Consider the following 14,323-nt stretch of genomic DNA (forward strand, 5'->3'; position numbering starts at 1 on the left):
ATGAACGAACAACCGCGTGGTTACTACTACGCCGACGTCGTTGCAGTGGAACGTCTCACGGTGCACATGGTGCGCGTGACGTTCGGCGGCGAGCACGTTGCCGGCTACCGCACGCTCGGTGTGCCCGACGAATGCGTCGGAGTCTATTTCCCCAGGGCAGGCGAGGCGATCCCGCCGCCGATGACCGAGGTCGACGGGTTCTGGTGGTTCCACGGTCTCGACGACGCTCCCGAAGGGCGCAACTACACCATCCGCCGTCTCGACGAGGCGCGCGGTGAGCTGACCATCGACTTCTTCGCCCACGAGGGCGGTGTCGCATCCACCTGGGCTCAGCAGGCCGTCCCGGGGCAGACGGTGCTGTTCACCCGGCCGCGATCCTGGTATTCACCGCCTGCCGACGTCGAATGGCTGCTGCTGGTCGCGGACATGACCGGGCTGCCCGCACTCGGCCGACTCGTCGAGCAGTTGCCCGCCGGAATGCGTGCGCACGCGATCGTCGAGGTTCTCGAACGCGGCGACATCCAATCCGTCGAAACCCAGGCCGACGTCACGTTCGACTGGCGCATCGGATCCGGAAACGGCGACAGCGCAAGCGTTCTCGACGACGCAGCATTGGCGTACCCCCTGCTCGACGGACGCGGCTACGTGTGGTTCGCCGGCGAGGCGTCGTCCTCGCGTCGGGTGCGCAAGTACTTCCGCAAGGACTTGGGCTACGACATCGCGTACTTCGACATCATCGGGTACTGGCGCGCCGACTCCGAGAAGTGGCTCGAGAAATACAAGCAGTACCAGGAGGAGGCGCTCGCGGTGTACAACGGCGTCATCGAGTCCGGCCGCTCCGAGCAGGAAGCCAGCGAGGCATTCGATGCGCTGCTCGAGCGGGTGGGGCTCTAACTCTGGAATACGTAGTCCGGCAACTCCAGTGTCGCCGCGTCGGGACCGAGGAACTTGCTGCTCACGGCCTGTACCGGCTTCGATCCGGCCAGCCGCAGTGCGGTGCGGAATGCGGCGACTCCCACCGACGTCTTCGGATGAGCGACGCGAGGCACGCCGGGCGGTAGCTTCTGCGCCTGATCGACGAACGGACGCATACGCGTCTCGAAGGCCTCGAACCCGGCGCGATGATCACTCGCCCGCGCGAGCTCGCCGGCGAGAACGTACGCGCCGGTGACCGACAACGTGGTGCCCATGCCGCTCAACGGCGTTGCGCACCAAGCGGCATCGCCGAGCATGCCGATTCTGCCGTCGGACCAGCGCGGGGCCTTCACCTGCGCCAGATAGTCGACGTACAGCTCCGAGTCCGGTCCCAGCGAGTCCAGGATTCGGGGCACTTCCCAACCGGCGTCGGCGAACGTCGAACGCAGAGCGGTGATCACGCGTTCGGTGGACGCGCCCTCGTAGCCGCTGTCTTCGGACACCCAGGACAGGCTGAATCGTGTCGTGCCGAGGTTGTCCGGTCGTAGATTGGCCACTCGGGATCCGGGAGCGTTGTACCAGCGCCACCAGCCGTCGTCGCTCGGTCCCTTCGGCAGTACGCCGTATGCGGTGTACAAGCCGACCGGGGTGGTCTCGGCCTCGCCGGCGAACACCAGTTCTCTGCTGCTGGAACGTATTCCATCGGCGAAGAGAACGAGGTCGAACCTCTCCGCTGTGCCCGTTGCGAAGGTGACATCGACGCCGGCGGCATCCTGAGTCACCCCGACGACGCGATCGCCGTAGCGATACTCGGTCCGTGGGCCGGCGGATTCGACCAGAATCCGCGCGAACTCCCCGCGCAGAATTTCCAACTCCGCCGTCGGGCCGTCGTGGGATCCGTCGCCGGCCGGGAATGCCGCGATGGTGGCGTCGGCGTCGTCGACGAATCGGGTGCCCTTCTCGGTGGTGCCGTTCGCGAGGAGGGTCGCGTCCAGACCCATGCGCCGCAGCACCTCGCGGCCGGAGCCGCGGACGTCGATGTTCTGGCCGCCCAGTCGCAGGTGCGGTGAGCGTTCGAGGACGGTGACCTCGAAGCCGGCTCGGTCCAGCCAGAACGCCACGGTGGGACCGGCGATGCTGGCACCGGTGACGAGTACACGAGAGGTCATGGAGTGGGAGTGCCCGGGCCTGTGGCCGTTCAATCCCGGAGGGAAAGTAGCTGAGCCTCACCTTTGTGGTGTACTTTCATCGAATTGTCCGAATGACCCGTTTTCGTCAGGAGAACCGTGTTCACCGTTCGCCGTCTGGCGCTGCTCTCGTTCAGCGCAACCCTCGCCCTCGGTCTCGTCGCATGCAGCTCGGAAGGCTCCTCCGACGAAGGCACGTCCACCTCCGAGTCCGCCACCGCAGAGTCCTCACTCGTGGTGTACTCCGGCCGCGGCGAAGAGCTCGTCGACCCACTGATCGAGCGCATCGGTGGCGGTATCGAGGTCGACTACTCGGGCAACACCAACGCCCAGGCCGCCAAGATCCTCGAGGAAGGCGACGCCACCCCGGCCGACGTCTTCTACGGTCAGGACGCAGGCGCACTCGGTGCCCTCGACGAGGCCGGTGCTCTCGCGCCGCTGCCCGAGGACATCCTCTCCCTCGTTCCCGAGCAGTACCGCGGTGCCGACGGCACCTGGGTCGCCACCTCGGCGCGAGCCCGCGTGCTGGCCTACAACTCCGATTCGGTGCAGGCCGCAGACCTGCCCACCGGTATCGACGGACTGCTCGACCCGCGCTGGCGCGGACAGATCGGCTACGCACCGACCAACGCGTCGTTCCAGGCCTTCGTCACCGCCCTGCGCGTGCAGCGCGGCGAGGACGGTGCTCGCACCTGGCTCGAAGGATTCGTCGCCAACGAGCCCGTCGCCTTCGAGGGCAACGGCCCGCTGCTGACCGCCGTCAACGACGGACAGGTGGCCACCGGCCTGCTCAACCATTACTACTGGTACCCCTTCAAGGAAGAGAACGGCGACGACGCCCCGGTCGAACTGCACTACTTCGAGCCCGGTGACCCCGGTGCGCTGATCAACGTCGCCGGTGCCGGTGTGCTGGCTGCCTCGGACAACCAGGAAGCGGCATTCGATTTCGTGCGCGAGTTGCTGTCGACCGAATCGCAGACGTACTTCGCGAACGAGACCGCCGAATACCCCGTCATCGACGGAGTCACCTCCGACTACGACCTGCCGCCGCTGTCCGAGCTGGGCTCCACCGATCTCGACCTCGGTCAGCTCTCGTCCCTCGAGGCCACGCAGACCCTCCTCACCGACGTCGGAATCATCTAGTCGGGTGCTCGCGTCTGCACTTCAGCCGCTTCGGCGGCGCCACTTCGGCGGTCGTCCCGTTCTCGGGACGACCGCGTTGTGCGTGGGAGCGCTGACGCTGACACCCCTGCTGTACCTGTTCGTTCGAGCGTTCGACGGCGGAACCGAGAAGGTGCTGCGACTGCTCCTGCGGCAGCGCACACTCGACCTCGCCATCCGGACGGCAACACTGACGATCACCGTGCTCCTCGCGTCGGTCGTGGTCGGGACGCTGCTGGCATGGCTGACCGTCCGTACCGATCTACCGGGGCGACGCTTCTTCGCGATGGTCCTCGCAGCTCCACTCGCCATCCCGTCCTACGTCTCGGGGTACCTGTGGATCGCCGAATTCCCCTCGTTGGCAGGCTTTTCCGGTGCAGCTCTCGTGCTCACGTTGTCCTGCTTCCCGCTGGTGATGCTGCCGGTGTCCGCGGCGTTCGCCACCGCGGACCCCTCGTTGGCCGAGGTCTCGCGAACCCTCGGTCGAGGCGCAGTGCGCACGGCGCTGACCGTCGAGTGCCGTCGCGTCGTTCCGGCCGCGGCAGCGGGCGCACTGCTGGTCGCGCTCTACACCATCAGTGACTTCGGGGCGGTGGCTCTGATGCGATACGACGCCTTCACACTCGGTATCTACAGTGCGTACCGCGGGGGACTCGATCGCACCGCAGCCGCGGTGCTCGGATTGGTGCTCGTGGTGGGCGCGTTGGTGCTCACCCTCCTCGAACGGCGTGCCCGACGCGGTGCCACGGCGAGGGTGGGATCGGGAACCGACCGGATGACCGAGCCTGTCGTTCTGGGCCGGTGGCGCGTGCCCGCTCTGGCCGTAGTCGTTGCTGCCCTCGGTGTTTCGGTGCTGGTACCGATTCTTGCCTTGGCACGGTGGCTGAGTCGATCGCTGCGCTTCACCGTCGACTGGGTGGACGTGTTGGCCGTGACAGCCAAGACCGTCCAGTACTCCGCGACCGCCGCCGTGGTGGTGGCCGTGCTCGCGTTGCCGGTCGCACTGTTCGCGGCCCGATCCACCTCGAGGGCCGCCCGCGGTGCCGAGTTGTCCACCTACATCGCGCACGGACTACCGGGAATCACCGTCGGACTCGCCACGGTCTTTCTCGGAATCCGGTTCCTGCCGTCGTTCTACCAGACGGCCGTTCTGCTGGTACTGGCGTACGTGGTGCTGTTCCTGCCGTTGGCCGTCGGCAGTACAAGAGCAGTCGTCGACGCCACTCCCGTTGTCCTCGAGGATGTTTCACGAACCCTGGGCGCGGGCCGGCTGCGTACCGATCTTCGCGTGACGATTCCTATCGCCGCGCCCGGCATCGCCGCCGGGGCCGCTCTGGTCTTTCTGACCGTCGCCAAGGAACTGCCTGCGACGTTGATGCTGCGCCCGCGGGGAGTCGACACGCTCGCGACCACGCTGTGGTCCACCACCGAGGCGTTCCGATACGGCGAGGCGGCTCCCTACGCCCTGGCTCTGATCCTGATCTCGGTGGTCCCGACGGTCGTTCTGACACGAGCGTTGGGACGCACGACGCGGAAGCGAGTAGCACTGCCATGAGCATGGTGATTTCCGGTCTCGTCGCCTCGTACGGCAGCACGGAGGTGCTGCACGGTATCGATCTCGACCTCGGCGACGGCGAAATGCTTGCCGTCCTCGGCCCTTCCGGCTGCGGCAAGACGACCCTGTTGCGATCGATCGCGGGACTGCACCGCATCGACGCGGGCCGGATCACCTCCGACGGACGGGACATCTCGGTGGCGGGGCAGATTCAGGTGCCACCGGAGAAGCGGGGCATAGGCCTGATGCCACAGGAAGGTGGACTGTTTCCACACCTGACGGTACGAAGGAACATCGAATTCGGTTTGCGTGCAGGCTTTCTGCGACCCTACCTGTCCGGTCGCGACGAGCGCGCCCGACGCGTCGACGAGATGCTCGAGCTCGTCGGACTGCCAGATTCAGGTGGGGTGAAGCCCAGCGAACTCTCGGGCGGTCAGCAGCAGCGCATCGCATTGGCGCGTGCGCTGGCACCGGCTCCGTCGGTGGTGTTGATGGACGAGCCGTTCGCCGCGCTCGACGCTGGGCTGCGTACCTCCATTCGACAGGACGTACGAGAGTTGTTGCAGTCCAGCAAGACCGCGTCGATTCTGGTCACCCACGACCGGGCCGAGGCACTCGGAACAGCCGATCGGGTGGCCGTGCTGCTGGGTGGTCGCTGCGCCCAGATCGACACACCGCGGGAGGTGTACGAGCGGCCCGCCACACCCGCCGTCGCGCGGTTCGTCGGCGACGCCTACTTCGTCGACGCCGAAGCGCGGGGTGGCCACGTCGACACCGTCCTCGGCCGTCTCGAGTCCACCACCCGAGCAACGGGAAACGGGCAGGCGTTGCTCAGGCCCGAGCAATTGGTGGTCTCGGAACGCAAGGACGGCGCATTCGTCGTCGAACACGAGTTCTTCACCGGCCCCGAATCCTCGGTCACTCTGCGGCACTACGACACCGGGCTGCGGCTTCGCGCCATCGCCCGAACCGCCGACCGATTCGCCCCCGGTACCGCCGTCGAGGTTTCCGTGACGTCTCCGGTGCACTGGTTTCCGCGTCAGGTGAGTTGAGAGCTATCGCGTCGGTTCCTTCGCACGTTTGGGCATGAACAGTGCCGCGACGGCCATCACCGCTGCCGCCGCCAGGACACCCAGAAAGACCGGATGGATGGCGTCGGACAATTGTTCGGGGCTCGGGTCGTCGGAGATGCGTGAGTTGACGATGGCACCGAAGATTGCGACCCCGACTGCGCTGCCGATGGAGCGGGCGAACATGTTGGTCGAGGTGGCGACGCCGCGCTCGGACCATTCGACGCTCGACTGGGCTGCGATGAGGGTGGGGCTGGCGATCAGGCCCATACCGAGGCCGATCACGAAGCACACCGCACCCACCTGCCACACCTGTGAACCGGCACCGAGGCCGGTGGCGAATGCCGCTCCGACGACCGCGATGGAGGCACCGATCAGCGCTGTGGTGCGGAAACCGAACCGGAGGTACACCCGCCCGGAGAGGGATGCCGCGATGGGCCAGCCGAGAGTGAGGGTCGACAGTGCGAAGCCGGCGACGATCGCGCCGGTGCCGAGCACGCCCTGCACGAACGTCGGAACGTAGGACGTCAGGCCGAGGATCAACGCACCGACGAGCAGCGAGATGAAACTGCTGACCACCAGGACACGACGGGTGAACACCCACAGCGGCAGGATCGGCTCCTCGACTCTGGTCTGAACCACTGCGAAAGCGGCGAGCAAGGAGACTCCGGCGGCGAAGATGGCGATGCTGACGGGGGAGTTCCACGCCCAGGACTGGCCGCCCTCGAGCAGTCCCAGTAGCACCAGGGCTGCGCCCACCGTCAGCAGCACGGCACCGAGGTAGTCGATCTTGGGCTTGGTGCGTTCCACGGCTCCCTCGTCGAACTTGCGCCACAGCATTCCCGCGGCCAGCGCGCACAACGGAATGTTGACGAAGAAGATCCAGCGCCACGACAGATATTCGGAGAAAATTCCGCCGAGCGCGGGCCCGAGCACCGAGGACATGGCCCATACGCTGGCCAGGTAGCCCTGCACCTTGGCGCGCTCGGCCAGGGTGTAGATATCGCCGGCGATGGTGATGCCCATGGGCTGCACGGCGCCCGCGCCGAGACCCTGAACTGCTCGGAAGGCGATCAGGGCGGGCATGCTCCAGGCCAGGCCGCAGAGTATCGAGCCGAGCAGAAACACCGCGATGCCGAACAGCATGATCTTCTTGCGGCCGAACAGGTCGGCCAGTTTTCCGTACAGCGGCACCGATACTGCCTGTGCCAGAAGATAGATGGAGAACAGCCACGGAAACTGCGTGAAGCCGCCCAGGTCGTCGACGATGGACAGCACCGCCGTGGCGATGATGGTCGCGTCCAGGGCTACCAGCGACGTGCTGAGCATCAACGCAATCAGTATCGGCCCGCGTTCGGAGCGGAATCCGACTTCCGACGTCGTGTTGTTCGTTGCCACGGCTACCAGTCTGATGCCTGCCGACACCCCCGCCGCCACCGGCCCAGATAGTGTTGAACACCGTGCGACCATCACTGAGTAGCTACGAGCATCTGGCCGGCGGCAAGGTCCGCGATCTGTACACGATCGACGACGCGCATCTGTTGCTCGTCGCGAGCGACCGAATCTCGGCCTACGACCACATCCTCGACACCCCGATCCCGGACAAGGGACGCGTGTTGACGGCGATGAGCGTGTTCTTCTTCGAGGAGCTCGGCGGCGTCAACCATCTGGCAGGCGATCCGCTCGACGAACGCATCCCCGCTGAACTGGTCGGCCGCGCCCTGGTGGTGAAGAAGCTGAACATGGTTCCGATCGAATGCGTCGCGCGCGGGTACCTCACCGGTTCCGGGCTGGCGGACTACAACGCGACCGGAGCAGTGTGCGGCGTGCAACTTCCGCCGGGGCTCGTGGAATCCAGCAAGCTCAACGAGGCGATCTTCACCCCCGCGTCCAAAGCGGAACTGGGCGACCACGACGAGAACATCACCTTCGACCAGGCCGTCGAGCAGGTCGGTGCCGAACTTGCGTTCAAGTTGCGTGAAGACACCATCGAGATCTACACGCGGGCAGCCAACTTCGCTCTGGAACGCGGAATCATTCTCGCGGACACGAAGTTCGAGTTCGGTACCGACGCCGACGGCAACCTCGTCCTCGCCGACGAGGTGCTCACGCCCGATTCCTCGCGCTACTGGCCGGCCGATTCGTACGAGGAAGGTCGCGTTCAGCCCAGTTTCGACAAGCAGTTCGTTCGAGACTGGTTGACCGGCAAGTCCGGTTGGGATCGCAACTCCGACACTCCACCGCCACCGTTGCCGGACGACATCGTCGCCGCAACCCGCAGCCGCTACATCGAGGCCTACGAGCGCATCTCGGGCCTGAACTTCGACGATTGGGTCACGCCATGACGATCACCCCACCCGTTGCCAAGAAGGTGCCACTCGAGCGCACCCATCACGGCGACACCTTCATCGACAACTACGAATGGTTGCGCGCCAAGGAAGATCCCGAGGTGATCGCCTACCTCGAAGCCGAGAACGCCTACACCGAGCAGCAGACCGCCGGCCTGGAATCGTTGCGGGGCAAGATCTTCGACGAGATCAAGTCGCGGACCCAGGAAACCGACCTGTCCGTGCCGACGCGTATGGGGCAGTGGTGGTACTACTCACGCACTGTCGAGGGGAAGTCGTACGGTCTCCAATGCCGTTGCCCCGTCGACTCTCCCGACGACTGGACCCCGCCCACGCTGTCGTCCGACGTGGACGTTCCCGGTGAGCAGGTTCTGCTCGACGCGAATGTCGAAGCGGAGGGTCATGACTTCTTCTCCCTCGGCGCGTTCTCGATCAGCCTCGACGGCACGCTGCTGGCGTACTCGACCGATACCGAGGGCGACGAGCGCTACACGCTGCGCTTCAAGAACCTGGAGACCGGCGAGCTGCTCGCCGACACCATCGAGAACGTCGCGCCCGGGGCCACCTGGACTGCCGACGCCACGCACGTGTTCTACCTGACGGTCGACGAATCCTGGCGTCCCGACACCGTCTGGCGACACACCCTCGGCAAGTCCGGGGACGTCAAGGTCTTCCACGAACCCGACGAAAGCTACTGGGTGGGCTTCGGTTCCACCCGCAGCGAGAAGTACCTGATGATCTGGGTCGGCTCGAAGATCACCTCCGAATGCCTCGTGCTGGAGTCCACCGATCCCGAGGGCGAGTTCCGCGTCGTACTGCCCCGCACGGACGGCGTCGAGTACAGCATCGAACATGCCGTCGTGGCCGGTGAGGATCGATTCCTCATCACCCACAACGGCTCGGTCAACGGTTGGGGCACCGAGGGGGAGAAGGCCGAGAACTTCCTGCTCGCCGAAGCTCCGGTGAGCGATCCTTTGGATCAGCGCACCCTGGTGCCGCATCGCGACGACGTCCGAGTCGAGGACATCGACGCCTTCGCCGGACATCTGATCTTCACCTACCGGCGAGAAGCATTGACCCGCATGGCGATCTGGCCGCTGACCGACGAGGGATACGGCGAATACCGCGAGCTCGAGTTCGACGAGGAGCTCTACTCCGTCGGAGCCGGCTCCAACCCGGAATGGGATCAGCCGCTGCTGCGAATGGTCTACACCTCGTTCATCACCCCAGGCCAGGTCTACGACCTCGACATCGCCAGTGGCGAACTGCTGCTCCGCAAATCACAGCCGGTTCTGGGCAAGTTCGACGCCGGTGACTACGTTCAGCATCGCGAGTGGGCGACCGCGCCGGACGGCACGCAGATTCCGCTGTCGGTCATCGCACGCAAGGACGTGCCCGACGGCCCCGCACCGACGCTGCTCTACGGCTACGGATCGTACGAGGCCTCGATGGACCCGTCGTTCTCGGTGGCGCGGCTCTCGCTGCTCGACCGCGGCATCGTCTTCGTCGTCGCCCACGTACGCGGCGGCGGCGAGATGGGTCGGCACTGGTACGACAACGGCAAGACGCTGAAGAAGAAGAACACCTTCACCGACTTCATCGCTGCCGCACAGCATCTCATCGACACCGGACGCACCTCGCCGAAGCATCTCGTCGCCGACGGCGGCAGCGCGGGCGGATTGCTGATGGGGGCGGTGGCCAACCTCGCGCCGGAGCTGTTCAACGGCATTCTCGCCAACGTGCCGTTCGTCGATCCGCTCACCTCCATCCTGGATCCGTCGTTGCCGCTGACGGTCATCGAATGGGACGAATGGGGAAACCCGTTGGCCAGCAAGGAGGTGTACGACTACATGAAGTCGTACAGCCCCTACGAGAACGTCGAGGCCAAGGACTACCCGTCGATCCTGGCGATCACGTCCATCAACGACACCCGCGTTCTGTACGTCGAGCCCGCGAAATGGGTTGCCGCCCTGCGAGCAACGAAGACGGGTGACTCGGATCTGCTCCTCAAGACCGAAATGAGCGCCGGACACGGCGGAGTGAGCGGACGCTACGAGAAGTGGAAAGAAGCGGCCTTCGAGTACGCGTGGATCGTGAGCGCCTCCGGCGCACGTGCATAGAAACTCGTAGCCTGCTACGAGTTTCCGCTCACATGCGGCGCCAGCCGCTCTAACGCCACACGTAGCGGACCTGCGGTCGCCCGGCTCTGCCGTATTCGGTGTGCCGGGTGACCAGGCCGTCGTCGGCGAGGCGCTCGAGGTACCGCCAAGCGGTCACGCGGGAGACTCCGACGACCTTGGCGGCCTCGGATGCGTTGAGTCCGTCAGCGGCTTCTCTGACGCTGGCGGTGATGCCGTCCATGGTTTGTGGGGCAATGCCTTTGGGTGTCGAGACGCGTTCGTCGGCTGTTCGTAGATGTGCCATGGCGCGGTCGATGTCGCGTTGACTCGACGCGTTCTCCCCGGCCGGCAACGCAGCATGGAATTCGCGGTAGCGCTCGAGCTTGTCGCGGAACGCGGCAAACGTGAACGGTTTGAGCAGATACAGCACGATGCCGTGTGCCACCGCCGAACGCACCACCGACAGATCCCGCTCGGAGGTGATGGCGATGACGTCGGGACTCGGCCGCAGACCACCGAGTGCGGCCGCTACGTCGATACCGCTCGCATCGGGCAGCCCGATGTCGAGCAACACCAGATCGACGGCCTCGGTACTGGCGAATCGCATGGCCGAAGCGCCGGTGTGCACCACCCCGGCCACCTCGAAGCCCGGGGTGCGCTCGACGTACGTCTTGTGGGCCTCGGCGATCAAGGGTTCGTCGTCGACGATCAGCACCCGGATCACGACGTCGAGCCCGGGATGGTGGCAACCACGACAGATCCGTACGTCACTTCCGACGTCAGAGTGCCCCGATGGCGGTTGATCACCTGGGCCACCAGCGCCAGCCCCAGACCGCGTGAACCGGACTTGGTCGAGTAGCCGCGCCGCAGAGCAGCTTTCAGCGTCTCGGGCGGCATTCCGGGACCACTGTCGGCAACGCGTACGACGAGTTCGGCGTCGGCGTCACGGACGGTCACTTCGACCCACGGCTGATCGGATTCTTTCGAGGCATCGATGGCATTGTCTATCAGATTGCCTACCAGCGTGACCAATTCGCGGGCCGTCAGCACTCCTTCGTCCTCCATCGCCGTGTCGTCGGTGATGGTGAGCTCCACACCCTGCTCGGCAGCTTGACTGACCTTGCCCAGCAGCAGCGCCGCGAGTGCAGGCTCGCCGACGGAGTTCATCAGGCGGTCGATCAGCGTCTGCGAGAGTTCGAGATCGGCGGTGGCGAACTCGACGGCCTCCTGCGGCCGGCCGAGCTCGACCATGGTGATGACGGTGTGCAGCCTGTTCGCCGACTCGTGCGCCTGCGAACGCAGCGACTCCGCAAAACTGCGCACCGAGTCCAATTCACCCATCAAAGAACGCAATTCGGTTTGATCGCGAATCGTCAGCACATTGCCCAGGCGTCGGCCCTCCCACATCACCGGATCCTGATTGACGACGAGCACCCGATCCTTCGTCAGATGCAACTCACCGCGCACGATGCCGGTGTCCATCTGCTGCATCGACTCCGGCAACGACGCGAGCGAGACCGGGCCCTCCGGCAGATCGAGCAGGCGTCGGGCCTCGTCGTTGACCAACTCCGCCTCGTCGCTGCGGCCGAACACCAACAAGCCTTCACCGATCGAGTGCAGGACGGCATCGTGATGCTCGTACATCGTGCGCAGTTCCGCCGGTGCCATTCCCAGTGTCTGACGCCGAAGCCGGCGGCTGAGCAGCGTCGATCCCGCTGCGGCGACGACGAACGCAGCGAGCACGACTCCGATGATCAGCGGGAGGCCCTGGAAGAACTGATCACTGATCTTCTGACGGGTGACGCCGGCGGAAACGAGGCCGACGATCTCACCTTCTGTATCTGTGACCGGGGTGACCGAACGGATCGACGGCCCGAGAGAACCGACGTAGGTCTCGGTGAACGTCTCACCTTGTAGCGCGCGATCGATGTTGCCGCTGAACGGTTTACCGATCAGGTCGACGGTGGTGTGCGTGAACCGCGTGCGATCCGGGGCCATCACGACGATGAAGTCGACCCCGGTGACCTGACGGATCTTCTCCGTTTCCGGCTGCAGACGTGACGTCGGGTCGTCGGATTCGATCGCAATGGGCGTCGACGGTTCGTTGGCGATGCTGACCGCGATCGCCGTGACTTCGCGTCGGGTCGCGTCGTCGCTGTTGGACCGTTCGTTGAGCACCGTCAGGATGCCGCCGGCGAAGACGACGACCCCGATGACGACGAGCTGCAACACCAACACCTGGCCGGCGACGCTCAGCGGACGTTTGGAGGACAACGGATTCCTTTCGCGCAAGAACAGTCGGTGTGAACGAAATGAACGTATAGGTGACTCCTGTCACCTCGTGCAGCAACATCATCTCTCAGCAGGGGTGATGCACCTCACTCCACTCCCCGTAGTCACGAAGTCCGCAGTTCGACTCGCGCTTCATTTGAACCAGAAGGAAAACTCATGACAACCATCGATGCCGAGCGGTTCGACAATCCGCCAGCCGAGCCCAAGAAGAAGCGCGACAAGACTCACTGGCTCTACATTGCCGTGATCATTGCCGTGATCGCAGGTGTGATCGTCGGATTGACCGCTCCGGGTGTCGGCACGGAACTCGCGGTGCTCGGCACGCTGTTCATCAGTCTGATCAAGATGATGATCAGCCCGGTCATCTTCTGCACCATCGTCCTCGGTATCGGTGCCGTGCGCGCCGCAGCCAGTGTCGGTCGGGTCGGCGGCATGGCCCTCGGCTACTTCATCGCCATGTCGACGATCGCGCTCGGCATCGGCATGGTCGTCGGCAACCTCATCCAGCCGGGAACGGGCCTGAACATCCCCAGCTCCGGCGCGGTCGACAAGTACGTCGATCAAGCTGAGGGTGCCGGCGGCACCATGGACTTCATCGCCGGCATCATCCCGGAGACGCTGGTTTCCGCGCTGACTGCTGGAAGTGTGTTGCAGACGCTGTTCGTCGCTGTTCTCGTAGGCTTCGCACTTCAGGCCATGGGCAAGAGCGGCGAAGGCATCCTCAAGGGCATCGGCGCGGTACAGAAGCTTGTCTTCCGCGTCCTGACCATGATTTTGTGGGTCGCCCCGATCGGTGCGTTCGGTGCCATCGCCGGTGTCGTCGGAGCGACGGGATGGAACGCAGTGGTCCAACTCGGCACTCTGATGCTCGCGTTCTACATCACCTGCTTCATCTTCGTCTTCTTCTTCCTCGGCCTGATTCTCAAGTTCGTCACCGGCTTCTCGATCTTCAAGCTGGTCAAGTACCTGGCCCGTGAGTACCTGCTCATCGTCGCCACCAGCTCGTCCGAGTCGGCCCTGCCGCGTCTGATCGCCAAGATGGAGCACGTCGGAGTGCAGCGCACCACCGTCGGAATCGTCGTCCCCACCGGCTACTCGTTCAACCTCGACGGCACCGCGATCTACCTGACGATGGCTTCGATCTTCATTGCCGACGCCATGAACATGCCGCTCTCTCTCGGAGAGCAGTTCTCGCTGCTGCTGTTCATGATTATCGCCTCCAAGGGTGCGGCCGGAGTCTCCGGAGCCGGCCTGGCAACCCTCGCCGGTGGCCTGCAGAGCCACCGCCCCGAGCTGCTCGACGGAGTCGGCCTCATCATCGGCATCGACCGGTTCATGTCCGAGGCCCGCGCGGTGACGAACTTCTCCGGTAATGCCGTCGCCACCCTGCTGGTCGGCACCTGGACCAAGACGATCGACAAGGATCGGGTCAACACCGTTCTCGACGGCGGCCTGCCGTTCGACGAGGAGACCATGGTCGACGACCACCTCCCCGAGGACGACCGACCTGCCGACAAGCAGGTCATCATCGAAAAGCACGCCGCCAAGGCGTGATACCTGCCGGGCGCCGCGCATCCCCCCGTCGCCCGGTTCGGAAGAACCAAGAACGACCCCGCCACCAGCGGGGTCGTTCTTGTTTTTCGTACGTCGGTTCCATTCTGTCGGTACTCACAGG

The 14,323-nt window shown here is 65.0% G+C and carries 11 protein-coding genes; 7 read left to right on the forward strand and 4 right to left on the reverse strand.

The genetic code is table 11. The features are described 5' to 3' along the window. Entirely contained in the window at positions 1 to 894 is an 894-nt protein-coding gene (locus tag R3P95_RS09565; protein ID WP_317548191.1) for a siderophore-interacting protein, read from the forward strand. On the opposite strand, the gene R3P95_RS09570 is transcribed toward R3P95_RS09565, so the two are convergent. Beyond that, positions 891 to 2,084: an FAD-dependent monooxygenase gene (locus R3P95_RS09570; protein WP_317548192.1), complete on the reverse strand. Its 1,194-nt coding sequence runs from the start codon at positions 2,082 to 2,084 to the stop codon at positions 891 to 893. The two genes, R3P95_RS09565 and R3P95_RS09570, sit on opposite strands and share 4 nt — an antisense overlap. A 117-nt stretch (positions 2,085 to 2,201) precedes the next feature. On the opposite strand from R3P95_RS09570, the gene R3P95_RS09575 reads away from it, so the two are divergent. The 3 genes from R3P95_RS09575 to R3P95_RS09585 are packed head-to-tail and all read left to right on the forward strand — an operon-like array spanning position 2,202 to position 5,870. Then, entirely contained in the window at positions 2,202 to 3,245 is a 1,044-nt protein-coding gene (locus R3P95_RS09575) for an iron ABC transporter substrate-binding protein (RefSeq protein WP_094686803.1), read from the forward strand. 4 nt (positions 3,246 to 3,249) lie between these two features. Continuing rightward, entirely contained in the window at positions 3,250 to 4,818 is a 1,569-nt protein-coding gene (locus R3P95_RS09580) for an ABC transporter permease (RefSeq protein ID WP_317548193.1), read from the forward strand. After that, positions 4,815 to 5,870 (forward strand): ABC transporter ATP-binding protein, encoded by a 1,056-nt coding sequence (locus R3P95_RS09585; RefSeq protein ID WP_317548194.1) that lies wholly within the window; start codon positions 4,815 to 4,817, stop codon positions 5,868 to 5,870. Before R3P95_RS09580 ends, R3P95_RS09585 begins: the two co-directional genes overlap by 4 nt. 3 nt (positions 5,871 to 5,873) lie before the next feature. On the opposite strand, the gene R3P95_RS09590 is transcribed toward R3P95_RS09585, so the two are convergent. Continuing rightward, complete coding sequence (locus R3P95_RS09590; RefSeq protein ID WP_149404986.1) at positions 5,874 to 7,286, reverse strand: MDR family MFS transporter; 1,413 nt, start codon at positions 7,284 to 7,286, stop codon at positions 5,874 to 5,876. A gap of 62 nt (positions 7,287 to 7,348) precedes the next feature. On the opposite strand from R3P95_RS09590, the gene R3P95_RS09595 reads away from it, so the two are divergent. Both R3P95_RS09595 and R3P95_RS09600 read left to right on the forward strand, forming a co-directional pair. Further along, a complete protein-coding gene (locus tag R3P95_RS09595) occupies positions 7,349 to 8,233 on the forward strand; it encodes a phosphoribosylaminoimidazolesuccinocarboxamide synthase (RefSeq protein WP_317548195.1) in 885 nt (294 codons plus the stop codon). Further along, entirely contained in the window at positions 8,230 to 10,356 is a 2,127-nt protein-coding gene (locus R3P95_RS09600; protein WP_317548196.1) for a S9 family peptidase, read from the forward strand. Before R3P95_RS09595 ends, R3P95_RS09600 begins: the two co-directional genes overlap by 4 nt. A 49-nt stretch (positions 10,357 to 10,405) precedes the next feature. Here R3P95_RS09600 and R3P95_RS09605 read toward each other — a convergent pair whose 3' ends face one another. Together R3P95_RS09605 and R3P95_RS09610 are read right to left on the reverse strand one after the other, a co-directional pair. Further along, positions 10,406 to 11,080, reverse strand: coding sequence for a response regulator (locus tag R3P95_RS09605; RefSeq protein ID WP_068049855.1), 675 nt, complete (start codon positions 11,078 to 11,080; stop codon positions 10,406 to 10,408). Beyond that, positions 11,077 to 12,630 carry a sensor histidine kinase gene (locus R3P95_RS09610; RefSeq protein WP_317548197.1) on the reverse strand — a complete coding sequence of 518 codons (1,554 nt, stop codon included), beginning with the start codon at positions 12,628 to 12,630 and terminating at the stop codon, positions 11,077 to 11,079. Before R3P95_RS09610 ends, R3P95_RS09605 begins: the two co-directional genes overlap by 4 nt. A 174-nt stretch (positions 12,631 to 12,804) precedes the next feature. Here R3P95_RS09610 and R3P95_RS09615 point away from each other — a divergent pair, with 174 nt between their 5' ends. Further along, complete coding sequence (locus R3P95_RS09615; RefSeq protein WP_317548198.1) at positions 12,805 to 14,202, forward strand: cation:dicarboxylate symporter family transporter; 1,398 nt, start codon at positions 12,805 to 12,807, stop codon at positions 14,200 to 14,202. The last annotated feature ends 121 nt before the right edge of the window (positions 14,203 to 14,323 follow it).

It is taken from the genome of Rhodococcus cercidiphylli (assembly GCF_033042225.1).
In the GTDB taxonomy this organism is placed as follows: Bacteria; Actinomycetota; Actinomycetes; order Mycobacteriales; family Mycobacteriaceae; genus Rhodococcoides.

What these genes read in the sequence shown, in the direction of transcription:
- R3P95_RS09565 (WP_317548191.1), top strand. Translation starts at nt 1, where the DNA reads ATGAACGAACAACCGCGTGGTTACTACTACGCCGACGTCGTTGCAGTG.
- R3P95_RS09570 (WP_317548192.1), bottom strand. Translation starts at nt 2,084, where the DNA reads ATGACCTCTCGTGTACTCGTCACCGGTGCCAGCATCGCCGGTCCCACC.
- R3P95_RS09585 (WP_317548194.1), top strand. Translation starts at nt 4,815, where the DNA reads ATGAGCATGGTGATTTCCGGTCTCGTCGCCTCGTACGGCAGCACGGAG.
- R3P95_RS09600 (WP_317548196.1), top strand. Translation starts at nt 8,230, where the DNA reads ATGACGATCACCCCACCCGTTGCCAAGAAGGTGCCACTCGAGCGCACC.
- R3P95_RS09615 (WP_317548198.1), top strand. Translation starts at nt 12,805, where the DNA reads ATGACAACCATCGATGCCGAGCGGTTCGACAATCCGCCAGCCGAGCCC.